The 25,251-nt window shown below is 42.2% G+C and carries 29 protein-coding genes and 1 pseudogene; 22 read left to right on the top strand and 8 right to left on the bottom strand.

Translation table 11 applies throughout. From position 1 onward, the window contains the following. Nucleotides 1–258: 258 nt before the first annotated feature. The 6 genes and pseudogenes from FKZ59_RS00990 (at nt 259) to FKZ59_RS00965 (ending at nt 5,149) form a co-directional block, all read left to right on the top strand. Nucleotides 259–1,236, top strand: coding sequence for a LacI family DNA-binding transcriptional regulator (locus tag FKZ59_RS00990; RefSeq protein WP_141600867.1), 978 nt, complete (start codon nt 259–261; stop codon nt 1,234–1,236). Beyond that, on the top strand, nt 1,236–2,117 hold the full coding sequence (rbsK, locus tag FKZ59_RS00985) for a ribokinase (protein WP_141600866.1): 882 nt from the start codon (nt 1,236–1,238) through the stop codon (nt 2,115–2,117). The genes FKZ59_RS00990 and rbsK overlap by 1 nt, the downstream gene beginning before the upstream one ends. After that, nucleotides 2,114–2,506: a D-ribose pyranase gene (rbsD, locus tag FKZ59_RS00980; RefSeq protein ID WP_141600865.1), complete on the top strand. Its 393-nt coding sequence runs from the start codon at nt 2,114–2,116 to the stop codon at nt 2,504–2,506. The genes rbsK and rbsD overlap by 4 nt, the downstream gene beginning before the upstream one ends. Nucleotides 2,507–2,521: 15 nt before the next feature. Then, nucleotides 2,522–4,009: a sugar ABC transporter ATP-binding protein gene (locus FKZ59_RS00975; protein WP_141600864.1), complete on the top strand. Its 1,488-nt coding sequence runs from the start codon at nt 2,522–2,524 to the stop codon at nt 4,007–4,009. Then, nucleotides 4,002–4,938, top strand: a pseudogene (rbsC, locus tag FKZ59_RS00970) (ribose ABC transporter permease). Before FKZ59_RS00975 ends, rbsC begins: the two are co-directional and overlap by 8 nt. 16 nt (nt 4,939–4,954) lie before the next feature. Beyond that, entirely contained in the window at nt 4,955–5,149 is a 195-nt protein-coding gene (locus tag FKZ59_RS00965; RefSeq protein WP_141600863.1) for a hypothetical protein, read from the top strand. Nucleotides 5,150–5,209: 60 nt separating this feature from the next. On the opposite strand, the gene FKZ59_RS00960 is transcribed toward FKZ59_RS00965, so the two are convergent. Continuing rightward, the gene (locus FKZ59_RS00960) at nt 5,210–5,614 is read right to left on the bottom strand and encodes a DoxX family protein (protein ID WP_141600862.1); all 405 of its coding nucleotides are present in this window, start codon (nt 5,612–5,614) and stop codon (nt 5,210–5,212) included. 437 nt (nt 5,615–6,051) lie between these two features. Between FKZ59_RS00960 and sfnG the strand changes: the two genes are divergently transcribed. Beyond that, a complete protein-coding gene (gene sfnG / locus FKZ59_RS00955; RefSeq protein ID WP_141600861.1) occupies nt 6,052–7,128 on the top strand; it encodes a dimethylsulfone monooxygenase SfnG in 1,077 nt (358 codons plus the stop codon). A 266-nt stretch (nt 7,129–7,394) separates the two neighbouring features. Next, nucleotides 7,395–8,291, top strand: coding sequence for a TauD/TfdA dioxygenase family protein (locus FKZ59_RS00950; protein WP_141600860.1), 897 nt, complete (start codon nt 7,395–7,397; stop codon nt 8,289–8,291). An 89-nt stretch (nt 8,292–8,380) separates the two neighbouring features. On the opposite strand, the gene pxpA is transcribed toward FKZ59_RS00950, so the two are convergent. Next, entirely contained in the window at nt 8,381–9,139 is a 759-nt protein-coding gene (gene pxpA, locus FKZ59_RS00945) for a 5-oxoprolinase subunit PxpA (RefSeq protein ID WP_141600859.1), read from the bottom strand. A gap of 183 nt (nt 9,140–9,322) precedes the next feature. On the opposite strand from pxpA, the gene pxpB reads away from it, so the two are divergent. The 3 genes from pxpB to FKZ59_RS00930 all read left to right on the top strand — a co-directional run bounded on the left by pxpB (nt 9,323) and on the right by FKZ59_RS00930 (nt 11,431). Beyond that, nucleotides 9,323–10,033 (top strand): 5-oxoprolinase subunit PxpB, encoded by a 711-nt coding sequence (gene pxpB, locus FKZ59_RS00940; RefSeq protein WP_141600858.1) that lies wholly within the window; start codon nt 9,323–9,325, stop codon nt 10,031–10,033. Continuing rightward, entirely contained in the window at nt 10,034–10,984 is a 951-nt protein-coding gene (locus FKZ59_RS00935) for a 5-oxoprolinase subunit C family protein (protein WP_141600857.1), read from the top strand. 129 nt (nt 10,985–11,113) lie between these two features. Further along, nucleotides 11,114–11,431 carry a heme oxygenase gene (locus FKZ59_RS00930; protein ID WP_141600856.1) on the top strand — a complete coding sequence of 106 codons (318 nt, stop codon included), beginning with the start codon at nt 11,114–11,116 and terminating at the stop codon, nt 11,429–11,431. A 20-nt stretch (nt 11,432–11,451) separates the two neighbouring features. On the opposite strand, the gene FKZ59_RS00925 is transcribed toward FKZ59_RS00930, so the two are convergent. Further along, a complete protein-coding gene (locus FKZ59_RS00925; RefSeq protein ID WP_141600855.1) occupies nt 11,452–12,063 on the bottom strand; it encodes a hypothetical protein in 612 nt (203 codons plus the stop codon). Between the two features lie 283 nt (nt 12,064–12,346). Between FKZ59_RS00925 and FKZ59_RS00920 the strand changes: the two genes are divergently transcribed. After that, nucleotides 12,347–12,985: an alpha/beta hydrolase gene (locus tag FKZ59_RS00920; protein ID WP_141600854.1), complete on the top strand. Its 639-nt coding sequence runs from the start codon at nt 12,347–12,349 to the stop codon at nt 12,983–12,985. An 86-nt stretch (nt 12,986–13,071) separates the two neighbouring features. On the opposite strand, the gene FKZ59_RS00915 is transcribed toward FKZ59_RS00920, so the two are convergent. Next, nucleotides 13,072–13,572 (bottom strand): 23S rRNA methyltransferase, encoded by a 501-nt coding sequence (locus tag FKZ59_RS00915; protein ID WP_141600853.1) that lies wholly within the window; start codon nt 13,570–13,572, stop codon nt 13,072–13,074. Nucleotides 13,573–13,688: 116 nt separating this feature from the next. Here FKZ59_RS00915 and FKZ59_RS14590 point away from each other — a divergent pair, with 116 nt between their 5' ends. After that, on the top strand, nt 13,689–13,838 hold the full coding sequence (locus tag FKZ59_RS14590) for a hypothetical protein (protein WP_181733119.1): 150 nt from the start codon (nt 13,689–13,691) through the stop codon (nt 13,836–13,838). A gap of 46 nt (nt 13,839–13,884) precedes the next feature. On the opposite strand, the gene FKZ59_RS00910 is transcribed toward FKZ59_RS14590, so the two are convergent. From FKZ59_RS00910 to FKZ59_RS00895, 4 genes are all read right to left on the bottom strand, one after another. Then, nucleotides 13,885–14,460: a hypothetical protein gene (locus FKZ59_RS00910; protein ID WP_141600852.1), complete on the bottom strand. Its 576-nt coding sequence runs from the start codon at nt 14,458–14,460 to the stop codon at nt 13,885–13,887. Between the two features lie 18 nt (nt 14,461–14,478). Beyond that, on the bottom strand, nt 14,479–15,579 hold the full coding sequence (gene ispG, locus FKZ59_RS00905) for a flavodoxin-dependent (E)-4-hydroxy-3-methylbut-2-enyl-diphosphate synthase (RefSeq protein WP_141600851.1): 1,101 nt from the start codon (nt 15,577–15,579) through the stop codon (nt 14,479–14,481). A 91-nt stretch (nt 15,580–15,670) separates the two neighbouring features. Beyond that, complete coding sequence (locus FKZ59_RS00900) at nt 15,671–16,000, bottom strand: hypothetical protein (protein WP_141600850.1); 330 nt, start codon at nt 15,998–16,000, stop codon at nt 15,671–15,673. A 43-nt stretch (nt 16,001–16,043) separates the two neighbouring features. After that, nucleotides 16,044–16,559: a DUF1189 family protein gene (locus tag FKZ59_RS00895; protein ID WP_141600849.1), complete on the bottom strand. Its 516-nt coding sequence runs from the start codon at nt 16,557–16,559 to the stop codon at nt 16,044–16,046. 118 nt (nt 16,560–16,677) lie between these two features. On the opposite strand from FKZ59_RS00895, the gene FKZ59_RS00890 reads away from it, so the two are divergent. The 9 genes from FKZ59_RS00890 to pstA all read left to right on the top strand — a co-directional run bounded on the left by FKZ59_RS00890 (nt 16,678) and on the right by pstA (nt 25,241). Beyond that, on the top strand, nt 16,678–17,160 hold the full coding sequence (locus FKZ59_RS00890) for a DUF456 domain-containing protein (protein WP_141600848.1): 483 nt from the start codon (nt 16,678–16,680) through the stop codon (nt 17,158–17,160). Between the two features lie 215 nt (nt 17,161–17,375). After that, nucleotides 17,376–17,987 (top strand): superoxide dismutase, encoded by a 612-nt coding sequence (locus FKZ59_RS00885; protein WP_141600847.1) that lies wholly within the window; start codon nt 17,376–17,378, stop codon nt 17,985–17,987. A 126-nt stretch (nt 17,988–18,113) separates the two neighbouring features. Continuing rightward, nucleotides 18,114–18,287, top strand: a complete 174-nt coding sequence (locus FKZ59_RS14585; RefSeq protein WP_181733118.1) for a hypothetical protein — start codon at nt 18,114–18,116, stop codon at nt 18,285–18,287. Between the two features lie 151 nt (nt 18,288–18,438). Further along, nucleotides 18,439–19,323, top strand: a complete 885-nt coding sequence (locus tag FKZ59_RS00880) for a patatin-like phospholipase family protein (RefSeq protein ID WP_141600846.1) — start codon at nt 18,439–18,441, stop codon at nt 19,321–19,323. A gap of 63 nt (nt 19,324–19,386) precedes the next feature. Continuing rightward, entirely contained in the window at nt 19,387–19,806 is a 420-nt protein-coding gene (locus FKZ59_RS00875) for a pyridoxamine 5'-phosphate oxidase family protein (protein WP_141600845.1), read from the top strand. 180 nt (nt 19,807–19,986) lie between these two features. Continuing rightward, a complete protein-coding gene (locus FKZ59_RS00870) occupies nt 19,987–22,182 on the top strand; it encodes a peptidoglycan D,D-transpeptidase FtsI family protein (RefSeq protein ID WP_141600844.1) in 2,196 nt (731 codons plus the stop codon). Nucleotides 22,183–22,384: 202 nt separating this feature from the next. Next, on the top strand, nt 22,385–23,350 hold the full coding sequence (locus FKZ59_RS00865; protein ID WP_141600843.1) for a PstS family phosphate ABC transporter substrate-binding protein: 966 nt from the start codon (nt 22,385–22,387) through the stop codon (nt 23,348–23,350). Nucleotides 23,351–23,413: 63 nt separating this feature from the next. Next, the gene (gene pstC, locus FKZ59_RS00860) at nt 23,414–24,358 is read left to right on the top strand and encodes a phosphate ABC transporter permease subunit PstC (RefSeq protein WP_141600842.1); all 945 of its coding nucleotides are present in this window, start codon (nt 23,414–23,416) and stop codon (nt 24,356–24,358) included. A 4-nt stretch (nt 24,359–24,362) separates the two neighbouring features. Further along, on the top strand, nt 24,363–25,241 hold the full coding sequence (gene pstA, locus FKZ59_RS00855) for a phosphate ABC transporter permease PstA (RefSeq protein WP_141600841.1): 879 nt from the start codon (nt 24,363–24,365) through the stop codon (nt 25,239–25,241). Nucleotides 25,242–25,251 lie beyond the last annotated feature (10 nt).

Here is a 25,251-nt window from a genome sequence, read left to right as displayed (position 1 = left end):
GGAAACAAGTGCATCCAATATAGTTTATAAATTTCCTTTTTATTACAAAAAATGAATATTTTGTGAACTGTCGAAATCAGTATAGCTTAATGGAATAAAAAATGACATACTATTAAAGTGTTTCACAACAAAAAAAGCATATTGTTATGTCCTGATGTGTAACCGATTACACATTTTTATCCAGAATGTGTAACCGATTACATATTTTCATAGATAAATGTGTAACAGGTACCACAATAAATATGGCAGGTGATGGGGATGGCAACGATCCATGATGTAGCTAAACGCGCGAATGTTTCGGTTGCAACGGTTTCCAGATACCTCAACCAAAACGGGTATGTGGGTGAAAAATCAAAACAAGCAATAGAGCGGGCGATTCGGGAGCTGAATTTTGTCCCCAATAAAGTTGCCAGAACTTTATCAACGAAAAAATCGAATCTGATCGGATTAATCATTCCGGATATTGTCAACCCGTTCTTTCCGGAGCTGGCCCGGGCTGTGGAAGATATCGCCTATCGAAATGGCTATACCGTTATTTTGTGCAATTCGGATGAAGATCCTGAGAAAGAGAAACATTATTTGAAAGTGTTGTCCCAAGAATATGTGGCAGGCATCATCATTGCAACCACCTGCGAAGGAATCGTCCAAGATACGGACATACCGATTGTCGCTTTGGACCGGGTCCCAAAAACTGATCTTCCATCGGTTACTACGAACAATAAATATGGGGCGGAATTGGCAGGACGATTGCTGGTGGAGTGCGGCGCCAACGAAATTTTGATTTTAAAAGGACCGAAGCTGCTGGCATCTTCTGAAGAACGTCTTTCAGGTTTTTTAAGGGCAGTGGAGGGAAAAAATATACAACTGCACATTGTCGAAAGCCCTTATGAAATGCGTGTTGCGGAAAAGTTGACCTATGAATTTTTGACAAACCATCCTTCCATTGACGGAATTTTCGGAAGCAGCGATGTTTCTGCCATTGGAGCGCTGAAAGCGTGCGAAAGATTAGGAAAAAAAGTCCCTCAAGAAATTCAAATTGTTGGTTTTGACGGAATTCAATTGGGGGATTACACTTCTCCGAGTTTAACGACAGTTGCCCAAAAGATTTACCAATTGGGTGAAACGGCGGCGGATTTGTTAATCCGCCAAATAGAAGGAAGAACAATTGAGGAAAGACATATTGAAATTAAACCTGAGCTGGTTGTGCGGGAGACGACCCGAAAGGAGTTTTTATGATGATCACCGTTGTAGGAAGCATCAATATGGATCTGGCAGTGGAGATGGAAATATTTCCAAAGCAGGGCGAAACGGTCCAGGGAACTCTATTCAAAACGATTCCCGGCGGAAAAGGAGCCAATCAAGCCGTCGCCGCGGCAAGGCTCGGCAGCCGGGTTCGCTTCATTGGCGCCGTTGGAAATGACAGTTTTGGAAAAGAATTATATGAAAATTTAATAAAAGAAAAAGTTGATGTTTCCGGCATAGCAATGACCGAAAATTCGACCGGGATCGCAAATATTTTGCTGCATAATCGCGATAATCGCATTATCGTCATACCCGGAGCCAACTATGATGTAAGCAAGGAAATGATTGATGAAAACATCCATCACATCACCGGAAGCAAACTGGTGATGATGCAGCTGGAAATTCCGGTTGAAACGGTGGAGCACGTATTGTCAATTTGCCGGAAACAAAACATTCCCGTTTTGTTGAATCCGGCGCCTGCAAAAAACTTCAAAAAAGATTGGATGCAAGAAATCACTTATCTGACCCCCAATGAAACGGAATGTGAACGAATCTTCGGAGCGGATTGGGAATCAGTCCTGAAGGAATATCCGAAAAAAGTGATCGTCACTTTGGGCAGTGCAGGCGCCGCCTTTCATGATGGAAACAATATAGTCCGAATTCCGGGGCATCAAACAAACGCCGTCGATACGACCGGAGCCGGCGATGCCTTTAACGGAGCATTCGCCCATGCAATTTGCAGCGGAAAATCCATTGATGAGGCTGTCCGATTTGCCAATGTCGCGGCATCCCTTTCTGTTGAAAAATTTGGGGCTCAGGGCGGTATGCCGACTCTGGATGAGGTCATGTCACGATTAGGAGGAAAAGAACGTTGAAAAAGCATGGAATTTTGAACAGGGAATTAGCCGGCCGGTTCGCAAAGCTTGGCCATACCGACCAAATCGTGATCGCCGATTGCGGTTTGCCGATTCCGGAAGGCGTTCCTTGCATCGATTTATCCTATAAATTGGGGGAACCCGGTTTTCTCGCGATTTTGGAGGCCGTGTTGGATGATTTGGTGGTGGAAAGCGCAGCCCTTGCGGAAGAAATCAAAACAAATAACGAAAGGCTTTCCCGCGAATTAATGAAGTTACTTCCCGATATTTCTTATGTGTCTCATGAAGAATTCAAACGGATGACAAAAAATGCGAAATTCATCATCCGAACCGGGGAAATAACGCCATATGCCAATGTCATACTGCAATGCGGCGTAATTTTTCAATAAGAAGTGGGTGATGAAATGATTGAAATGACTGGCATTTCAAAAGCGTTTAACGGCAATGCCGTTTTAAATGACGTCCGGTTTCATTTGAAAAAAGGCGAAATCCACGCTTTAATGGGGGAAAACGGCGCCGGAAAGTCAACATTGATGAAAATTTTGGGCGGCATCTATTCAAAAGATGCGGGAGAAATCAAAGTTGATGGACAAACAGTCCACTTTAAATCGCCGAAAGATGCGGAAAAGCATGGAATTGTCATCATTCATCAAGAATTGAACATATTGCCGGATTTAACGGTTGCCGAGAATTTGTTTTTGGGAAAAGAAAAAACATACAAATTCGGCATTTTAAAAACCCGAGAAATGGAGCAGGAAGCCCGGGAATTACTTTCAAAATTGGGTTTAGAGGTTCATCCGAAAACAAGAGCCGGAGATTTATCCGTCGGAAAGCAGCAAATTATTGAGATTGCCAAAGCAATTGCAAGCGACGCCAAATACATCATCATGGATGAACCGACTGCCGCTTTGACGGACCGGGAAATTCACACACTCTTTAAAACCATTAGGGAATTAAAAGATAAAGGGATTTCCTTCGTATATATCTCTCACCGAATGGAAGAAATTTTCTCCATCTGTGACCGGATTACGATTTTAAGGGATGGCCGATATGTCGGGGAGCGGAACATACCGGAAACAACTTTAGATGAAATAGTCGCGATGATGGTCGGCAGGGAGCTGGGTGAACGCTTCCCTGAACGGAAGGCGAAAATCGGAGAAGTCAAATTCGAAGTGCGGAATTTAACGGTGAAAGGGCTGTTTGAAAATATTTCATTCAACGTCCGCAAAGGGGAAGTGGTCGGCATGGCAGGCCTTATGGGTGCCGGCAGAACAGAAGTGGCAGAGACGATCTTCGGCTACCGAAAAGCCGACAGCGGCGAAATAATCATTGACGGCAAAAAGGCGGCCATTAAATCTCCGATGGATGCCATGAAATACAAAATTGGCTATGTGACGGAAGATCGAAAATCGAAAGGATTGGTGCTTGATTTTTCCATCCAGGAAAATGTGTCTCTTGCCAATTTAAAAAAAGTTTCCGTTTCGGGCATTGTGAAGAAAGAAAAAGAATCCAGCCTTGTAAACCGATATATCAGGCAGTTGAAAATTCGTACGTCCAGTCCAAAACAAAGCGCCAAATCATTAAGCGGAGGAAACCAGCAAAAAGTGGTGCTTGCCAAATGGCTGGGAACGGAACCGGAAGTGCTGATTTTGGACGAGCCGACCCGCGGTGTCGATATCGGGGCAAAAAAAGAAATTTACCAAATTATTAATGATTTAGCAGAGTCAGGTGTCGCGATTTTAATGATTTCTTCCGAGCTTCCGGAAATCATCGGAATGGCCGATCGCGTCCTTGTCATGCATGAAGGGAAATTGACGGGGGAAGTTACGAAGGAAGACATGACTCAGGAAAGAATCATGCACTTTGCAACAGGTGGTGAACAAGTTGTCTAAATCGACGAAAGATATCATTTCAAAACTAGGGCCGTTAATCGGATTAATTCTCCTGATTATTGTTGTCAGCATCCTGAATCCCAGTTTTTTGGCTATTTCCAACATTTTTAACGTGTTAAGGCAAGTATCGATCAGCGCCATTATTGCCTTTGGGATGACCTTTGTCATTCTTACAGGAGGCATTGATTTATCGGTCGGCTCAACCCTTGCATTGACAGGCGCGGTTGCTGCCAGTTTATTGGCAGGCGGGACGGACCCGATCGTTTCCATGGGGATAACGCTGATCCTCGGCCTTATTCTGGGAGCTTTCAACGGTTTGATCATTACAAAGGGAAAAGTAGCTCCATTTATTGCCACTTTGGCGACGATGACCATTTACCGGGGATTAAACCCTTGTTTATACGGAAGGCAAACCGATTTCAGGTTTGGGAGACCATGTATCTTTTCAATTGTTTGGGAAAGGTTATGTTTTAGGCATTCCGGTTCCGGTCATCACAATGCTGATTTCTTTTTGCATTTTGGCTTTTATTTTGCATAAAACGACCTTTGGACGGCGTGTTTACGCGGTTGGCGGCAATGAAGAGGCAGCAAAATTATCAGGGATCAATGCCGGCCGGGTAAAAATTGCCGTTTATGCGGTTTCCGGTTTTCTTGCCGCATTATCGGCATTAATATTAACTTCCCGATTGAATTCCGCCCAGCCGACAGCAGGGGAGTCTTATGAATTGGATGCCATTGCTGCCGTCGTATTAGGGGGAACTAGCTTGAATGGCGGGAAAGGATGGATTTTCGGAACATTAATCGGCGCATTGATTATCGGGGTATTGAACAACGGCATGAACTTAATTGGTGTATCTTCTTTCTGGCAACAAGTCGTGAAGGGGATTGTCATACTGCTTGCTGTATTGCTCGATCGCAAAAAAGACTAATCAAGGAGTGGCTGTAATGAAAAAAATCAAACTTTTCTTTTTTGTTGTTATTGCATTATTGACGATGTCGGCATGTTCCATGGATTCTTCTTTGGAACAAAAAGATGGGAATAAAGGCACAAAAGAAGGTTCCTTCAAAATCGGTTTTTCCATTTCCACAGTGAACAACCCTTTGTGGAAGAGTTTGTACCGGTGGAGCTTGAATTGGTGAAAAAGCGGTAAAAATGAAAGGTAGAACTTAGTAGCATTTGCTCGAGTTCTACCTTTTGTGTTATTTGTTTTTCTTCTTTTTTTCTTCCACGATGAAATTATCCAGTGCGAGAAAGCGGTTGCTTGCAAACAACAAATAAGCAGCCATGGACATCAAAACCAAATCAAATTCATAGCCATGAAGGAATCCCTGTTCATATTTGACTGTTGCAATCGCTCCTGCCATAAGAAGAATGAAAAGGAAGGAAAATAAACGAATGGAAAAACCGATTACGAGGAAAATGCCTCCAATGATTTCCAGTCCTGCCACAGCATAAGCCAGCAATTCCGGGTACGGCAACTCGTAGCCGGCAAAGCGTTTCGCCACTTCCTCAAGCCCTTCCTGCCATTTTGCATATCCATGAATGAAAAAAGTGACTCCCAATACCACACGAATTATGAAACCTCCAAATTCGCTCTGCTTCAAACGGATCCCCTTTCCACTTTTTTTACTATCATATTAACGCCCGTCCATTCTTAACACTTTTTGTCCCATATTTTTTGAAGCTTCATTTCTCCATCAATTGACATTTTGGGATAGGGGATCAAATATTTATGGTCGAGAGAATTTTCATTAGTATTTTATTTATTAAATTAAAACAAATAATTTCGATAAAAATAATTGACATTAGAACAATTTTCATTTATGATTTTGTTAAAATTAAATAACTCGGCTCACTGGACAACTGGAAGCTTCTTTTAATGGTGTGCACGATCATGGAAGCTTTTTGAAAATAGAATTGCCTACTAGACAACTGGAGGCTCTTTTTATCAAATCCGATAAAAAGAGCCTCTTTATTTATTTTTCATTTATAAAACTGCTATTCTCCCAAGAATAGTGGATTGAAATAAAGGAGGATCAATATGTCTTTACAATTTGCTTATTGGGCACCCAATGTAAGTGGAGGTTTAGTGATTTCGAATATTCCGCAAAAAACGGGATGGTCATTTGAGGACAATAAACGTTACGCGCAAATCGCCGAAAAATCAGGGTTTGATTACGTATTAATACAAACACGTTTTTTGGCAAGCTACGGCGCGGAAAATCAATTGGAGGCTGCAGCCCTTGCATCCGCTTTGGCCGCTTCAACAGAAAAGTTAAATCTTATTACTGCGGTTTTGCCGGGTCTTTGGCATCCGGGGGTTATGGCAAAGATTATTTCAACAATTGATCATATCAGCAATGGCCGTGCAGCCATCAACATTGTCAGCGGGTGGTTTAAAGGCGAGTTTACCGCCTATGGCGAGCCTTGGCTAGAACATGATGAACGTTACCGGCGTTCTGAAGAATTTATTGAAATTTTGCGGGGGTTATGGACAGAAGATGAATTTACGTATAGAGGGGATTTTTATCAAATCAACAATGCCCCATTAAAGCCGAAACCGGTAAAAACGCCAAAAATCTTCCAAGGCGGCAATTCGAGAGCTGCGAAAGAAATGGCGGGGCGCGTATCAGATGTTTATTTCATGAACGGAGGTTCTTTGGAAGAAATTAAGAAGCAAATCGATGAAGTAAGAGCGCTCCGTGAAGCAAATGGCAAGGGTCCGATAGAATTCGGTGTTAATGGTTTTGTAATTGTCCGGGATACGGAAGAAGAAGCAAAACAAGTATTGCGGGAAATTGTGGAACAGGCGAATCATGAGGCGGTTCAAGGTTTCCAGGAATCCGTCAAGCAAGCCGGAAAATCGACCGAGGAAAAAGAAGGGATGTGGGCAAATTCCACATACGAAGATTTAATCCAATACAATGACGGATTTAAGACAGGATTGATCGGTACGGCCGAACAAGTGGCAGACCGCATTATTGAGTTGAAGAAAATCGGGGTCAATATCGTCTTGACAGGCTTCCTGCATTATGATGAAGATCTTCAGGCTTTTGGAGAAAAAGTCATTCCTTTAGTGAGAGAAAAGGAAGCAAAATTACAGTTGCAAAATGTGTAATAGCCGCAAGTGTTTACCCTTCCAAAAATCTTATATATAAATTTAAACCGTCGGATGACGGTTTGAGAACCGACTTTACAAAACAGAGGTTCTGCATGTCTTTGCAGGCCTCTGTTTTTTTATAAATGAATTGCTGAAACCGATTGGCCAAATCGGAATCTTTTAGGAGGTGTTAGGCGCAAAAAGGATGCAAAACCAATATTAATAATAAGTTTTTTGGTTTTATACCCATTAAAAGAACAAGAATAATAAGAAAGGGGAATTATATGACAATTCAATCAAAAATTGAAATTGTGAGAAAAGCAGGCCGCCTCGGCGCAGAGGTGCGCGGTGTGAAATTGACGCCGGATATTGACAACGAAACTTTGTCCCAAATTAAAGAAGCATTGAGCGAGCATTTAGTATTGTTTTTCCGGAATCAGCATCATCTGGACGATGCAACCCATGAAGAATTTGCAAAGCGTTTTGGTGAATTATATGTGCATCCGACAGTGCCGGCTAAAGAAAAAACAGCGGCAATTTTTGAACTGGATTCCCAGGAGGGGGCGAAAGCCAATACATGGCATACAGATGTGACATTCGTTCCTGAAGTGCCCCGCTATTCCATCTTGCGGGGTGTGGAAATTCCGTCGATCGGCGGAGATACAGTTTGGGCCAATACCCACACGGCCTTTACGGATTTGCCTGAAGAGCTGCGGGAACTGGCCGAAAAGCTGTGGGCCATCCATTCCAATAAATACGACTATGCATCCTATGCGTACATCAACCGCATCAAAGACCGGGATGCAGAAAAGTGGTCGGAACATCGCCGGAATGTCTTCTCCAGAATCGAGTATGAAACTCGTCACCCTGTCGTATTTTTGCATCCGGAAAACGGCAACAAACATTTATTGCTTGGCGGATTTGTACGGCAATTTGAAGGATATACGACGGCAGAATCCGCAGCAATTTATGAAATTTTACAAAACTATGTAACACGTTTGGAAAATACGGTCCGTTGGAATTGGCAAAAAGGGGATCTCGTTATTTGGGATAACTTGGCTACCCAACATTATGCCATTGCGGATTACGATGAACGCCGTATCGTCCGCCGCGTCACAGTATCCAAAAATATTCCGAAAAATGTAAACGGTGAAGAAAGTTCATTAATCAGCAAAAAATAAAGAAGAACGTGGAAGAAATGCTCCAGCGGTTGTTCACTGCTGGAGCATTTGATTTTATGCAGAAGTTGTCTTTCAATATTCAACCGGATTTAAATGAAAGCCTTCACCGCTATTCCGTTCTTTTGAAGCTCTTCTTTAATATATCTTGCAAAATCTGCCGCATGCTCACCATCGCCATGAATACATACGGTATCGGCGCGCAGATGCACATCAACACCTTGGCGGGATTTGACTTTGCCTTCTTCGATCATCCTAACCACTTGCTGTACGGCTTCATCTTTGTCCGTAATCAATGCATTTGGCTTGTTTCTGGAAGTCAAGGTTCCATCCATTTGATATGTCCGGTCGGCAAAAACTTCGTGAGCTGTTGTCAGCCCTATTTTTTCTCCCGCTTTTGTTAATTCGCTGGAAGCAAGGCCAAATAAAATCAGGTCAGGTGAGATGTCGTATACCGCTTTCGCGATGGCCTCCGCAATTTCAGGGTCTCTTGCCGCCATATTATAAAGGGCTCCATGGGGTTTTACGTGCTGCATCTTTTCTCCTTCAATGGCCAGAAATGCCTGCAAAGCCCCTACTTGATAGACCACCATGTCATAAGCTTCCTGATAAGTGATCGCCATTTCGCGGCGCCCAAATCCGACCAAATCCGGCAAACCCGGGTGGGCACCGATTTTTACGCCGTGTTCGATCGCCATTTTAACCGTCTCCCTCATGACGGAAGGGTCTCCGGCATGAAAACCGCAGGCAATGTTGGCGGATGTCACATATTTTAAAATTTCCTTTTGATTCGGGAGTGTATATCTTCCGAAATCTTCCCCAATATCGCAATTTAAATCAATCGATGTCACGAACAAAACCCCCTCATTAATATGAAAGTTGTTAAAGGCTGGACTGAAATGTTAAAAAGTTGTCATGAAAAGATAAACAAAAAATGGAAGTTGTTCAATGGATTTATGGAAAATATAACATATCATCATTTGTTTTGATATAATTTTTTTACTATTTTATCAAGTGGGGGGACTATCGGAGCCATGGCTGTCCAATTCAAGCCTCTCGGAGACCAGGCGGTGCTGGTCTATTTTGGCAATATCATTTCGGAAGAAGTACATAACTCGATCAAAAAGTTTATGTACACCCTTGAAAAAAACTGGGTCGACGGTCTCGTAGAAATGGTGCCCGGCTATACGAATGTTTGTGTTTATTATGATGTCATGAAAGTTGCCGGGTGGGAAATGGAAGGACATTCTCCTTACGAAAAAATAGTTTGCTATCTTCGGGCTTTATTGCATGAAGAAACGGAAATGCCGGTTGAAAACAGCCGAATCATTGAAATACCGGTTTGTTATGGGGGAATTTATGGTCCGGATTTGGAGGAAATTGCCCGTTATCATCATTTGTCAGAGCAACAAGTCATTCAGATACATAGCGGGAAGGAGTATCTTGTTTATATGCTCGGGTTTGCACCCGGGTTTGCATTTTTGGGAGGGCTGGATGAACGGATTGCGACTCCCCGCAAAGACACCCCCCGTTTGAAAATTCCGCCGGGATCTGTGGGAATAGCAGGCAGGCAAACGGGCATCTATCCCCTTGAAACCCCTGGCGGATGGCAAATTATTGGACGGACGCCTTTGCAATTGTTTCTTCCGGATCAAAATCCGCCGGCGTTGTTGCGTACAGGAGATCGGATCCGTTTTGTTCCGATTACGGAAAAAGAATTTAGGGAACTGGCAGGTGAAGCTTAAATGACATTGACGATCCTGAAACCCGGTCTAATGACAACGGTACAGGACCTTGGAAGAATCGGATTCCGGCAATATGGCGTCATTGTCGGGGGAGCCATGGATGCTGTATCCTACAGGATTGGAGAAATGCTGTTGCAGCAACAACCCCAAGCCGCTTTGGAATTCACTTTGGCCGGGCCCACCGTCCGGTTCAACTGTAATGCAGTATTTTGTTTAACAGGCGCCAATTTCGAGCCCATTTTAAATGATAGGCCATGCACGATGTGGAAACCCGTGTTTGCCGAAAAGGGAAGCATTTTGAAATTGTCTTCCTGCCGGGAAGGGGCGAGGGGGTATTTGCATATAAAAGGAGGAATTCAAGTCGAAAAAATATTAAATAGCTGCAGCACTTATATACGTGCAGGGATTGGCGGATTCAAGGGGCGTCCTCTGAAAAAGGGGGATGAACTTCCCGTCCGGGAATCCGTGCCGTCCCAAAAAGGGAAATGGGGGATACTGCCAACAAACGGTCCCTCCTTTCACCAGGATGTTGTCATTCGGGTCGTAAAGGGCACGGAATTCGACCGATTTACGGAAGAAAGCAAGAAAGCATTTTTCCAAAATGCCTATAAAGTATCAAAAGACGCCGATCGAATGGGCTATCGTTTAATCGGGGAAGCCCCCCTTGCTACAATCGAATCATTCAATTTATTATCGGAAGCGGTGACTTTTGGGACCATCCAGGTGCCTCCAAACGGCCAGCCGATCATCTTGATGGCTGATTGCCAAACGACCGGCGGCTATCCGAAAATCGCGCAGGTGGTTTCCGTAGATTTGCCGAAGCTGGCGCAGCTCCAGCCTTTTTCAAAAATTCGTTTTCAACTCATTTCATTGGAAGAAGCGCAGAGGCTAAAAATACGGCAGGAAAAAGCTTTAAAACTGCTGGAGTCGTTAATCAGTCATTCATCTTGAATTTTTTGCGGATTTTTTAATCTGGTATAGTTCTTTCGTAAATGATTTATTAATTAAATTGCAGTGGAAAAGAAAGTATGATATTAATGATAATAATAACCATTCTCAACACGTGAAGGGGTAGTATGCATGTATACTGTAACGAACCGAATCAAAGTGAAAAAAGGTTTTGCCAAAAAAATGGCTCCAAGATTTACCCAACCCGGTCCATTGTTAACTTTTAAAGGATTCAGAAAAGTGGAAGTGCTGGTCAGCGAGCAATTTGAAGATTATGATGAAATGAGCGTGGTCATGTATTGGGATACTTTGGAGGATTTCAAAGCATGGAGAGACAGTGAAACCTTCAGGGAAGCGCATAAACGGCCAGGCAACGGGGGCGGGGAAAGCCCAACCATTGACAATGTGGTAGTGATTGCAGAAGTGGCTTCCATATTAGAAAATAAATAATCATCTTGAAAGAGCCATCTTCAGGAATTGGATGGCTCTTTTGCTTTGCTGCGATATTCATTATAGACCTTATAAGCTTCATCGATGGACTGTTTGATCATTTTATCGAATGTATCGGTGGAATTTAATTCTTTCACTGCTGCTTTAACAAATTTTGATTGATCTTCCAAAAAACGTTGAATTTCTTTCTCCGAACCTAAGTGAGAATCAAAATAGATGTGGTGCTTGTTTCGCTCCGCCATATAGGACAAATGATTTTTTTTCATTACATCAAGAATCCACTGATTCAAACCTGTAGCCATTTGAAGAGAAATGATGTAATATAATAACTCAGGGCGATTTTCGCGCGCTTTTAACTGATTAAAATGGACATTTTCTTGAAGAGCATTTAAGATAACGAAATTTGAGGAGTAGTATAGGGTCTTTTCTGCAGAGTGTATGATATGATATTTTTCGGGAAGCAATAGCAGCCATATATTAAATGCAATGATCCATGCATCGATGATATTGAGTGCCCCTTCTTTTACAAAATGATTGAATTCGCTATATTTTTTTGCGAGATTGTTAAATTGGTCTATATGATATTGTTCGATATACAGGATGCTTCGATCTACGGTGATTTCCCTATACATTTCCAACACCCCTTTGCATAAAAAATTATGTTATTATCCCCCGAAAATAAATGATTACTGATAAAATAATTCTATTAATAGTTTACCAAATTAATTTTCAAAGAATAGACAAATTTTTTAAAAATAATAAAAAAGATATATTTTATCGACATTTTTTGAAGTTTTTTTTCAATATTTTATAGTAAATCTAACTTACAATTGTTAAAAAAGTATGATGACAATAATATGTTGGAAAAAAATTTGCTAGATAAATGAAGAGCGGGCATTGCAGAGGAGGAGTAAAATGCAGTCTGTTTATACATTTAAACATATTGAACCTAAGAATAAGCGCAACCAAAACCCCGCAATTTTTTTGTTTCATGGATTGGGCAGCAATGAAGAAGATTTGCTGCAAATTGTTGGGGAAATCCAGGAAGTTTGCCATGTTTTCAGTTTAAGAGGACCAATTACCCATGACCCCGGATATGCTTTTTATACATTTGAAGAGGAGGGGAAGCCGTCGCAACACATTTTTGATAAAGTTGTCGCCGTAACAAGAGATTTTATTTTGCAGGCGATAGACGAATATCGGCTAGACCCGAAAAAGATTTTTGTTGCCGGCTTTAATCAAGGGGCAGTGATCGCTCAGACCCTATGTGTGGTAATGGGGAATAAAATTAAGGGTTGTGCGGCTTTGTCCGGCTATCTGCCGGATTTTGTGAAGGAACAATATTATAGACATAATATGGATGAAACGAGCGTTTTCATTTCCCATGGGGAATATGATTACGACTATCCAATCGCCTGGAGCCGGGAGAGCAAAGATTTCTTCGAAAAAAACGGTGCGAAAGTCATATATAAAACGTACCCTGTTGGTCATGGTGTTTCGACAGAGAATATGCATGATTTTATTCATTTTATTCTTGAAGAAATCAATGAATAAAGCTGACTTTCATCAGCTTTATTTTTTTCTGGAATGATAAATAATTTGTTTTTTCAAACTCGATTGGTTTATAAAGATAATTTGCCCTATTGTTGTTTGTATTCCTTTAAGTAAAGATCGCAGAAATAATGCAGGATTTCTTCTCCTTTTTCATCCACAAGCGTCTTTTCCTTCAGTTTCATTGTTACAGCCGTTTGATCGGGGATGAGCCGGTCATTTTCAAAAATTAATTGAATCAATATTTTCCCTGTCGTGGAAAGTTCCTCTTTTTGTTTATCCGTCAGCTGCAAATCGTCAAACAGAGGCTCCTGCCAAGTGCCTTTCACCATCAAAAGATGCTCGTCCTGATTTTTTTCATATTCCCATTGGACATCACGTAGAATAGTTTTAAATAATTCTTCCACCGTAAAAGTAGCACCCTTGTATTCAATTTCAGATTCCCGCAAAGAAAAAGCATCGATCGTTAAACCGCTTTTCGCTTTTTCCGCTTGTGTTTGAATGCCAGAAATCGCATCTTTAATACTGCTGCATCCACTTAATAAAAAAATGGAACAAACCACTGCAATGAAAAGATGATATTTCCTCATGTATACCCTCCTAGAGTTCGAACTATTCATCATTCTCCATGATAACGAAAAAATCATCTTTGGATTAGGGTTTTTTAGAAAATTCCTTTAAATTTTAAAAGAGAAGGGAAGTTTTGATGAAAATCAATGATGAATTATTGGAAAAGTTAGGGGTTTATTTTGTCTATCATGATATTTACAACCGTTACGGCATACCCTTTGAAACATTTGTGGAACGGTGGGTGAGGGGAATCATCGATTTGTATATAAACAGTGAGAAAACATGAAAAAATCGCTAGGCTGTTCAAAAAACGGACAAGCCTAGCGATTGTCTTAGAAATGTCGCATAATCCATTCGTTTGCTTCTTTCCAGTCCCGCACCCGTATGACATTTGACGGAATGGCTTTCCGGTTGTACGGGGTATCAAATAAAAGTACGGGAATTTTCAGTTCTTCCGCCAGTTCCACCGCATTATCATGTTTATCTTCAAAGAAAACTTCGATGCGGTGTTTTTTCGCCGCTTCCAATTTATCATGGCTGCCAATCAGTTCAATATGATCATAAGGAACCTGGTGCTGTTCAAACCACCGTTTTGTAATATCATATAAAGTATTGTCACGGGCGGATATATAATACAATTCATACTGCTTGTGCCAGTTTTTCAAAATGCTTTGGGCATCTTTTGCAATTTGGCTTACAGAGTATAGATATGGTTCATTTTCTTTAAACCATCTTGCGAACTCTTTCCGATCCACGGGATGGGGGAATGCGCTCAAAAAATCATATTCAACGACATCATCGAGGACGATATTCGTTTTATACTGTTTATTGATATGTGGAATCAACGTATCAGGAGCAGTCACTGTTCCGTCGATATCGATCCCGAAACGAGGTTTAACCGGCTTCATTAAACCCCTCCTAATGAATTAGATTTGTTGTTTTTCCCTTTCCGCCAATTTCTCTGCCGCCAATTTGTCGATTTCTTTTTTCAATTCTTCAACCATTGTTTCTTCCGGCACCTTGCGCACGGTTTTTCCTTTCATAAAGAGGAGGCCTTCGCCTCGGGCGCCGGCAATGCCGATATCCGCTTCTCTTGCTTCACCAGGTCCGTTGACCGCGCAACCCAAAACCGCGACTTTCAACGGAACGTTTAATTTGGAAATATATTCTTCGATTTCGTTGGCGATGGAAATCAAATCAATTTCAATCCGTCCGCAAGTCGGACAAGAAACCAATGTGGCCATATTGGATGCAAGACCAAAGGCTTTCAACAATTCCCTTGCAACTTTCACTTCCTCAACCGGGTCCGCTGAAAGGGAGATGCGGATTGTGTTGCCGATTCCCCTTGAAAGTAGGGCCCCCAGACCTGCGGCGGATTTGATTGTGCCGGAAAAGAGCGTTCCGGATTCTGTAATCCCGAGATGCAATGGATAATCGAAGGTGCGGGCAGCCTTTTCATAAGCTTCAATGGCAAGGTTGACGTCGGACGCTTTCATGGAAACAATAATGTCATGGAAATCTAAATCTTCAAGTATTCTTATATGATGCAAAGCAGATTCGATCATGCCATCTGCTGTTGGATAGCCGTATTTCTCCAAAATATGCCGTTCCAAGGAACCCGCATTGACACCAATCCGGATTGGGACCCCTCTTTCTTTTGCCGCTTTTACAACGGCTTCCACTTTTTCACGGCGTCCGATATTCCCGGGATTGATGCGCACTTTATCGATGCCGTTTTCAATCGCCATTAATGCGAGTTTATAGTTAAAATGAATATCCGCCACTAGCGGGATATGGATGCGTTTCTTGATTTCAGGAATCGCAGCCGCTGCCCGTTCGTCTGGAACAGCAACCCTTACAAGCTGGCATCCTGCTTCTTCTAGCCGCAATATTTCAGCGACAGTTGCTTCAACATCATGGGTTTTGGTAGTACACATACTTTGGACAATGACTTCATTATTGCCGCCGATAGTCAAATTTCCTACACGTACCGGACGTGTTTTTGAACGATGAATAATTTCACTCATCAACAACTCTCTCCTTCTTGAGGTACTTTTCCCGTACCTTCACTTCCATTATTTTAGCAGTGTAAAAAAGTGTCGACAAGGAAGAAACATTTTATTTTTTGCATGGTCCGTTGCTGGAATAAATGGGTATTTTGATTAATTCGCCGGGTACGATGGCCTGCTTTTTTAAATGGGGATTGAATTTATAAAAATCTGCCATTCTCTCGGGCATAGAAATTCTCTCATCGGTAGGGTATTCGGCCAATAAGCTATGAACCGTATCCCCTTCTTTCGTAATGACCGGCACAGATTTGACGGCGAGCTGTTCATTGCATTCCTTTGTTTCGGAATAAGCTGCCAACGGAAGAGTTCCCTCCGTCAAATCTATTTTAATGACTGTAATGATGATGATTACAACAGCGATTGATAGAAAAAGTCTCATAAAACAAAACCTCCTTGCTCCACTATATGAAGCAAGGAGGGATTCAGAACCTCGTTTTTTCTGTTTTCGGGTATTTTAACGAAGCAAGGATTAATAGAAAAATGGTAATGATGCAATTAATGGAAGTTGCAACCCAACTAGATACAGAAAAAAAGGAAAATAGAATGGAAAGCAGCGTCGGCCAGGTAATCGCGAAAGAGGTTGTCCGCCACATGTGCCGATATTCTCCGCGGCGTTTCAAAAGTTTCAAAAATACCGTTCCAGCCGCCGCATAGATGGAGATTCGGACAAACAATAAAACGGTGGAAGTAAAAAACAATAAAAAAAGGGCAAAAGGATAAAGCAGCCATTGGATATCTTTCACATATTGCTGCAACCCTTTAATTTGGACGGCCGTTTCCGAAACGCCCGTCAAAAATTGAATAAATGAAAAAATCGTCAGGACTGTAATAAGGATAAAAACATACTGGATGACTTTGCCGATCGGCAATATCCGATAAGCCGCAAGCTTAAATGGCTGAAATAAACTGTGCAAAAATAATTGCAGATGAGTAACCATGATTTTTTCTCCTCCATTGCAAGTGTAACACGAAACGGAAAAAAGAAAAAATCAACAAATTTGTGTATTTGAAACTTTTTTCATTCTTCCCCGTAAAAACAAATATGGAGGGAAATTGATGGAAATCATTGCATGGTTGTTGATTATTCTTTGTTTTATCGTCGCATTCATTGGATTGGTTTATCCGATTATTCCGTCCGTGTTGTTTTTGCTTTTGGGATTTTTGCTTTACGGATTGTTTTTCTCCTTTGCAGAGCTTTCCTGGTGGTTTTGGCTCACGGAAATCTTGTTCGTCATCCTGCTGTTTGCGGCGGATACCCTTGCCAATCTCGTCAGTGTGAAAAAGTTCGGCGGAACGAAGGCGGGACTTTGGGGCAGCACGATCGGATTATTGCTGGGCCCATTTGTCATACCGTTTTTGGGAATTCTGATCGGGCCTTTCTTGGGAGCCGTAATCGGCGAGTTCTTTTTTGCGGGCAGGGATTTTTATCAGGCTGTCCGGGCAGGAATCGGTTCGCTTGTCGGCTTTTTAACTTCCGTTGCAACGAAAAGCATCCTGCAATTGGTGATGATTATCATTTTTCTCATTGCAATTATTTAAAAAGCGTTTTTTGTATAAAAAGCCATTGGAACGGGAAAAGTAATGTTTGGCAATAAGCATTTTATAAATGGCGGAAGTATCAATGAAACGGTTTTCGGTCAAAAGTCTGAAAATCCTTTCAAACCGGTGCGAAATAATTGAATGGCTACTTTTATTCTGCTAACCTTATAGAAGAGGTAAGAAATTACTGATTTATATAAAAGGAGGAAACTCTCATGGTATTTGAATTACCAAAATTACCTTACGCATATGATGCATTGGAACCTTATATTGATGCACAAACAATGGAAATTCACCATACGAAACACCATAATACGTATGTAACAAATTTAAATGCGGCTGTGGAAGGTACAGAATTTGCAAATAAAGACATCATTGAATTGATTTCAAATCTTGACGCTGTACCAGAAGAAAAACGTACTGCAGTGCGCAACAACGGCGGTGGACATGCCAACCACACATTATTCTGGGAAGTATTGACTCCTGGCGGTGCCAAAGCTCCTGCCGGCGAACTCGCTGCTGCAATCGATGCGAAATTCGGCAGCTTCGATGCGTTCAAAGATGAATTCTCAAAAGCTGCCGCAGGCCGTTTCGGTTCCGGTTGGGCTTGGTTGGTAGTGGATAAAAACGGCGAATTAAAAGTTACATCCACACCAAACCAAGATTCTCCATACATGGAAGGCGAAACACCAATCCTTGGTTTGGATGTTTGGGAACATGCTTACTACTTGAAATATCAAAACCGTCGTCCTGAATACATTGCCGCATTCTGGAATGTTGTAAACTGGGACGTTGTGGCTGAAAAATACGCTGCTGCGAAAAAATAATCCGCTTCTATAAAATCAGGGTCCATACTTCATGTATGGCCCTGATTTTTTTAGGAGAAATTTTGGAGGAACTTCCGCATAAATCGTGGAACTTGAGGCAGATTAAGTTCCATGGAGGTGACCGTTATGGCAAAGAAAAAAGAGAAACCATTGGACAGGGAAGAATACGGCTATGGTTATGATTTGAGCCCTGATGATTTGGATGTCATCGGCCAAAATGAACAGGCAAAAAAAGCCAATCAAAATGAAAACAAAGGAAAACCGTCGAGCAAGCAAAACCCATCCATTTTAAACGAGTAAAATACCGCAAACAAAACCGCAAGCTTCAAGGAAAACGTTTTTCCGGAGCGCTTGCGGTTTTTTAAATTGTCAACAACTTTATGCATCAATAGTTCTAAAATCCCTTATTTTTTCTTAAAGTATACCAATGAAAAGATAAGGGAGAGAGTAGATGGAAATTGATGGCGTTTTTTCTGGCGGTGGAGTAAAAGCCTTTGCCTTTGTCGGCGCCTATCAGGTGCTTACGGAAAAAGGATACACCTTTAAAAGGGTTGCGGGAACGAGTGCCGGCTCCATTGTGGCAGCTTTTATTGCGGCAGGGTACAACGTAAAAGAAATGGAAAAGGCACTCGAAGAATTGGACACAAAATCATTGCTTGATCCACCGAAATGTTCGAAAACTCTTCCCTTGTTAAAATGGTTGAATTTATATTTCCGTTTAGGTTTATATAAAGGAAGGATCCTGGAGAAATGGCTTTGCAAGAAATTGGGCGAAAAGGGTGTCCGTACGTTTGGCGACTTGCCGGAGGGGGCGCTGAAAGTCGTGGCATCGGATTTGTCAAATGGCCGAATGATTGTCATCCCCGATGATCTGCATTTATATGGCCAAGATTGGCGCGAGTTTTCCATTGCCAAGGCGCTGAGAATGAGCTGCGGAATCCCTTTTTTCTTTGAACCGGTGAAATTAAATACTGAAAAAGGGGATTCCATTTTCGTCGATGGCGGGGTATTAAGCAATTTTCCCCTATGGATTTATGATAACGGGAAAAGGGTCCGGCCGTTGTTGGGACTGAAACTCAGCAGCCCAATAACGGAAATCCATCCCCACAAAATAGGTAATGGTCTGCATTTGTTTGAAGCCTTGATCAAAGCGATGATGAACGCCCATGATAACCGGTACATCTCAAGAAGACATGAAAAAAATATCATCTTTATTCCCGTAGAGCATTACAATGCCGCCCAATTTGACCTGGATGATGAAGCGAAAAAGCATTTAATCCAACTGGGCAGAACAAAAACCGAGGAATTTTTGCAAAATTGGAGGCCGGTTGTATGAAATGCTCATAACTGAACGATTTTTTGGAATACTAAATACAAAACAGCAAATGGAGTGTTTGTGATGCCGAAAACAGAAAGGGAAATTGCCGAAAAAATCTTGAACGACAACTTGGTAGGGACGATGGCAACCATTGAAGGAAACAAACCCCATTCCCGCTATATGACGTTTTACAATGATGATTTTACTTTGTACACGGTGACAAGCAAAAAGACCCATAAGGTGGAAGAACTGTCGAAAAACCCTTATACGCACATTTTGATTGGTTATGATGGAAAAGGGTTTGGAGATTCTTACCTGGAAATCGAGGGGAAAGTGGAAATATCATCCGATGAAGGTATGAAAGAAAAAGTGTGGAACAAAATGCTGAGATTCTGGTTTGAAGGACCGGACGACCCGAACATGGTGGTCTTAAAAATTGTTCCTACCCAAATCCGGTTGATGAATTCAAAAGGGAAAGAACCAAAAATTGTTCCGATTTAACAGGTTTTGAAAAATTATCATCCAAACATTGGATGATAATTTTTTATTGTTAAAAAGAGGGTTATTGAAACCTGGAATTTTAACGAAACGTTACAAAAAATGAAAGAGGAAATTCCTTTTTTATCGAATTTAATAGTGTTATACTAAAATTTATGAAATGAGGCAGAAAGGAGGGGACCTATGAGAAAAATAAAGAAAAAAAGCAATAAAGGTTTTTCCGGTGTCAGCCTTTCATTCCGAATGAACGTATTGTTTATTTCGATTTTTATTTTGTTTTCGTTGCTGATTTTGCGCTTAGGGTATTTGCAAATCGTCAAAGGCGAAGAATACGTCCGGGAAGTGCAGCGTCAGGAAGAAGTCACTGTCAATACAAGTGCTCCACGGGGACGAATTTATGACCGCTATGGAAGAATCCTTGTGGATAATGAGCCGCAAAATGCGATTACATATACAAGAATGCCAAAGACGTCGCAAGACGAAATGTTGGAAATCGCAAAAAAACTGGCAAAATTGATTGACATGCCGACAGACCGCATCACAATCCGCGATAAACAGGATTTCTGGATTTTAAATCATAAAGAAGAAGCCTATTCGAAAGTATCCAAGGCGGAAGAAAAAAGAATTTTTGAAAAATATGATGATGAAAAAGCGGCGCAGGCAGAGATTGATAAATTGGTGAGAGAACGCATTAGCGATCAGGAATTGGCGGAGCTTTCCGACTTTGATTTGGAAGTGTTGGCGATTTATCGTGAAATGACATCCGGTTACTTTTTATCTCCTCAAATCATTAAAAGCGAGAACGTAACCGACGAGGAATTTGCCCGCGTGTCTGAACGGCTTTATGAATTGCCGGGAGTCAATACGACAACCGATTGGAAGCGGGTGAAATTGACGCCTTTAGCCATTCTTGGAAGAACCACTGTTCCAAGCAAGGGGATCCCTGAATCCAAATTGAATTATTATTTGGCGCGCGATTATGCCCGAAATGACCGGGTGGGGGAAAGCTATTTTGAAGCTCAATACGAGGAGCTTTTGCAAGGCCGGAAATCCGTTGTAAAAAATGTCACGAACAAAAAAGGGGAAGTGATTGATACAATCACTACCTTTGCCGGAGAACCCGGAAAGGATTTGGTGACAACCATCGATATTGAATTGCAAAAAGCCGCCGAAGAAATTGTGGAAAAATATTTGCGGGAACTAAAAACCTATGGAGGTTCCTCCCTGTTGGACCGCGCCTTTTTCATCATGATGAATCCGAATACCGGTGAAATTCTCGCGATGGTCGGCAAAAAAATCGAAAAGGATCCGGAAACCGGAAAACAATATATTGCCGATTTTTCATACGGCGCTTTCACCACTTCCTATGAGGTAGGTTCCACAGTAAAAGCTGCCACTTTGTTGATGGCGTATAAAGAAGGAGTCATTGAACCAGGCACGGTTTTAATTGACCAGCCAATCAAACTTGCAGGTACAAATCCGAAAAGTTCCATCTTCAACAGGGGAGGGGCAATTCGGATGAACGATTTAGCAGCGCTGGAACGCTCTTCAAACTCTTACATGTTCCAGGTTGCTTTGAAATTGAATGGTACCAGCTATCGATATAACATGGGATTGAGATTAAAAGAAGATACATTGCAAAGAATGAGAAACGGCTATGCCGAATTTGGATTAGGCGTTCCTACCGGGATTGATTTGCCAAACGAGGTGGCCGGCTATAAAGGAATATTGGATAGACCAGGTAAAATTTTGGACTTGGCCATCGGACAGTTTGATACCTATACCCCATTGCAACTGGCTCAATACATTTCGACAATCGCCAACGGAGGCTATCGTGTGCAGCCGCGGCTGTTAAAAGAAATCCATGAACCTTCCGCGGACGGAAAAACATTGGGTCCTCTTGTTGAAGAAATTCAGCCGAAAATCCTGAACCGGATTTCCAATTCGGAAAAAGAAATCAATCATGTTAAACAGGGGCTTCGGAGAGTGTATATCGGCAGCCAAGGTACAGCCCGCGCATATTTTGCCAACGCCCCTTACACTGCTGCCGGGAAAACCGGGACAGCGGAAACGCATTATACCGGTCCAATAAAAGAAAGAATCGGCACGTATACAATCAATGTGGCCCATGTGGGATTTGCACCGTTCGATCATCCGGAAGTGGCTTATGCCGTGGTGATTCCTTGGGCGACGACAGGCGATCGGTATATTAATCAAAACAGCAAAATTGCTCGAGAAATATTAGATAAATATTTTGAGTTGAAATATAAATACGCCAGCAGCAATATCAGCGATCAGGCAGTCAATAAACAAATTTTGCTTCCAACTTCGGAGGAAAAAATAGATGAAAACACAAAAGAGCAAACAGTAAATGAGTAGTGGCCGCAGTACATTGATACTGCGTTTTTTTTTTCTTTAAGAAGACCTTAAAGTAAAACACTATGGCTTTCTATTTTTGTTTCCAACCGTGGAAGAATGAAATCTTTACATTTTCTTAACAAACCGTTTATATGCCATCAATAAATGAACTTTATAGTGGACATTGTAAGATAACTTACTATAGAAGATGGGGGAAACATAGATGAAAAAGTGGAAGTATTTATCAATGACAGCATTACTTGGCTCCACATTGTTAATTGGAGCATGCGGAGGGGAAACAAGCGGAGAAGGGACAAACTCCGGGAATGGGATGGAACAGACGGAAAATGGGGAAGCCCAATTGACAGGTTCTGTGTCAGGGGACGGTTCATCCACAGTTGCTCCGATTACTGAGGCTTTAGTCGAAGAATACAAGGCTGTACAGCCGAATGTACAAGTTTCCGTTGGGGTTTCCGGAACCGGCGGGGGATTTGAAAAATTCATTGCCGGAGAAACGGATTTCTCCAACGCTTCAAGAGAAATGAAGGAAGAGGAGGCAAGGGCTCTGGAGGAAGCCGGCATCGAATTTACAAAATTCGAAATCGCTTATGATGGCATTACAGTTGTCGTCAATGCGGAAAATGATTGGGCGAAGAATTTAACCATCGAACAATTAAAAGAAATTTGGATTGAAGATGGAAAAGCGAAAAAATGGTCGGATATTGATCCATCCTGGCCGGATGAAGAAATCGTTTATTATGCACCCGGAACAGATTCAGGAACATTCGACTATTTCGATGAAGTCGTTTTAGAAGGGGAAGATTTGGTCCGCTCTGCGCAATTATCGGAAGATGACAATGTGATTGTGCAAGGAGTCGCTTCCGATCCATACGCAATTGGCTTTTTTGGATATGCGTACTACCTGGAAAACAAAGACCGATTAAAAGCTGTGAAGGTAAACGGGGTGGAACCGACAAGGGAAGCCATAGAAAAAGGGGAGTATACTCCGCTTTCCCGACCGTTATTCGTATTTGTAAACAATGCAAAAATCAAGGACAGCGAAGCCTTTTATGATTTCATGAAATTTTTGTTGGAAAACGCGGGGGATATGGCTGAAGCTGTCGGGTATATCCGTTTGCCGGAAGAAAAATACGAAGAAGGTCTGAAAAAGTTGGATGCAATCAAATAAATTGTTGAATGTGCGGGGAGACCAGCCTCCTCGTTTTCTTCATCGGGAAGGGAGTTGACATGAATGGCTCAAGATATTGGGAGAGTACATGTGATCCGGCATTTGATAGAGAAATCCCGGGACAGAAAGATCAAAAAAATGATAGAGAAGATGATGCCAATCCTCTTAGTGCTCGCGGCGTCAGTATGTATCGCAACAACATTCGGCATTTTGTTTACGCTTGTTTTTGAGACTTTTGAATTTTTTCAAAGAGTATCCATTATTGAGTATTTCTTCGGAACAGAATGGTATCCCTTTTCAAGCGGCAACCCTTCCTTTGGGGTATTGCCGTTGATCATGGGAACTTTAAAAGTAACGATCATTGCAATGATTGTAGCCGTACCATTCGGTTTAGCCGTGGCAATTTATTTAAGTGAGTATGCATCCGGGAGGACAAGAAAATTTATCAAACCGGTTTTGGAAATATTGGCAGGTGTGCCGACAATCGTTTACGGTTTTTTTGCTTTGACTTTTGTCACTCCGATTTTGCAAATATTCATTCCATCCCTGAAATTATTCAACGCCATTAGTCCGGGAATTGTGGTGGGAATGATGATTTTGCCCAGCATCATTTCATTATCCGAAGACGCCATGAATGCCGTGCCAAACGCCATTCGGGAAGGCGCTCTTGCGCTGGGGGCGACAAAGCTGGAGGTTGCTTTAAAAGTCGTTCTTCCCGCAGCGTTTTCCGGAATCATTGCCTCCATTGTATTGGCGATTTCCAGGGCAATCGGAGAAACGATGATTGTAACTCTTGCCGGCGGCGCAATGCCAAGTTTTGATTTCAGTGTTACCGGATCGATTCAAACAATGACCGCCTATATTGTTCAAGTATCTTCGGGGGACGCCGGTTACGGTACAGTGATTTATTATTCGATGTACGCCGTCGGATTTACATTGTTTATATTCACTTTGCTGATGAATTTCATTGCCCATAAGATTTCGAAACGCTTCAGGGAGGAGTATTAACCGGATGAAATATATGGATGAAACGGCCGTATTAAAACAAATAAAGTCCCGCATCAGAAAAAATAACATTTGGAAAAGCGTTTTTTTCATCGCAACCATTTTAGCGTTGCTCGCACTGGCCATGTTGATTGGAAGAATTATTTCCCAAGGTGCAAGCTTCATAGATTGGGATTTTTTCACTAATTTCAGCTCCCGTTTCCCGGAAAAAGCCGGAATTAAGGCGGCTTTAGTCGGGTCGATTTATCTGATGTTGGTCGTGGCGCCGACATCCGTCATCCTTGGTGTGGCAACCGCCGTTTATTTGGAAGAGTATGCGAAGAAGAATCGTTTCAATGATTTCATACGCGCAAATATTTCCAACCTGGCCGGTGTGCCATCCGTTGTCTTTGGGCTTTTAGGCCTGACAATTTTTGTCCGGATGCTGGGTTTAGGGAAAAGTATATTGGCAGCGGGATTGACGATGAGTCTATTAATTTTGCCGGTGATTATTGTGGCCGCCCAAGAGGCGATTCGCACAGTCCCGAAAGAGCAGCGGGAAGCTTCCTACGCGATGGGGGCCACGAAATGGCAAACAGTCTTCTGTGTCGTGTTGCCTGCAGCCCTGCCCGGAATCCTGACAGGAAGCATCTTGGCTTTATCCAGGGCCATTGGGGAGACTGCTCCGCTGGCCGTCATGGGTATTCCGGTAATTATACATTTCTTGCCAGATGGATTGTTGAGCGAGTTTACCGCTTTGCCGATGCAAATCTATGATTGGGCAAAAAGGCCGCAGGAAGCGTTCCAATCCGTTGCGGCCGCGGGGATTATCGTCTTAATGATCATCCTTGTGTTGATGAACTCTGTTGCGGTGATGATCCGAAATAAATTCCAAAAACGATATTAAGGATGTGTGA

Source organism: Ureibacillus terrenus (assembly GCF_006569205.1).
Taxonomy (GTDB): domain Bacteria; phylum Bacillota; class Bacilli; order Bacillales_A; family Planococcaceae; genus Ureibacillus; species Ureibacillus terrenus.
Note: the sequence above shows the minus strand (reverse complement) of the source record. Positions and strands in the feature narration are given on the sequence as shown.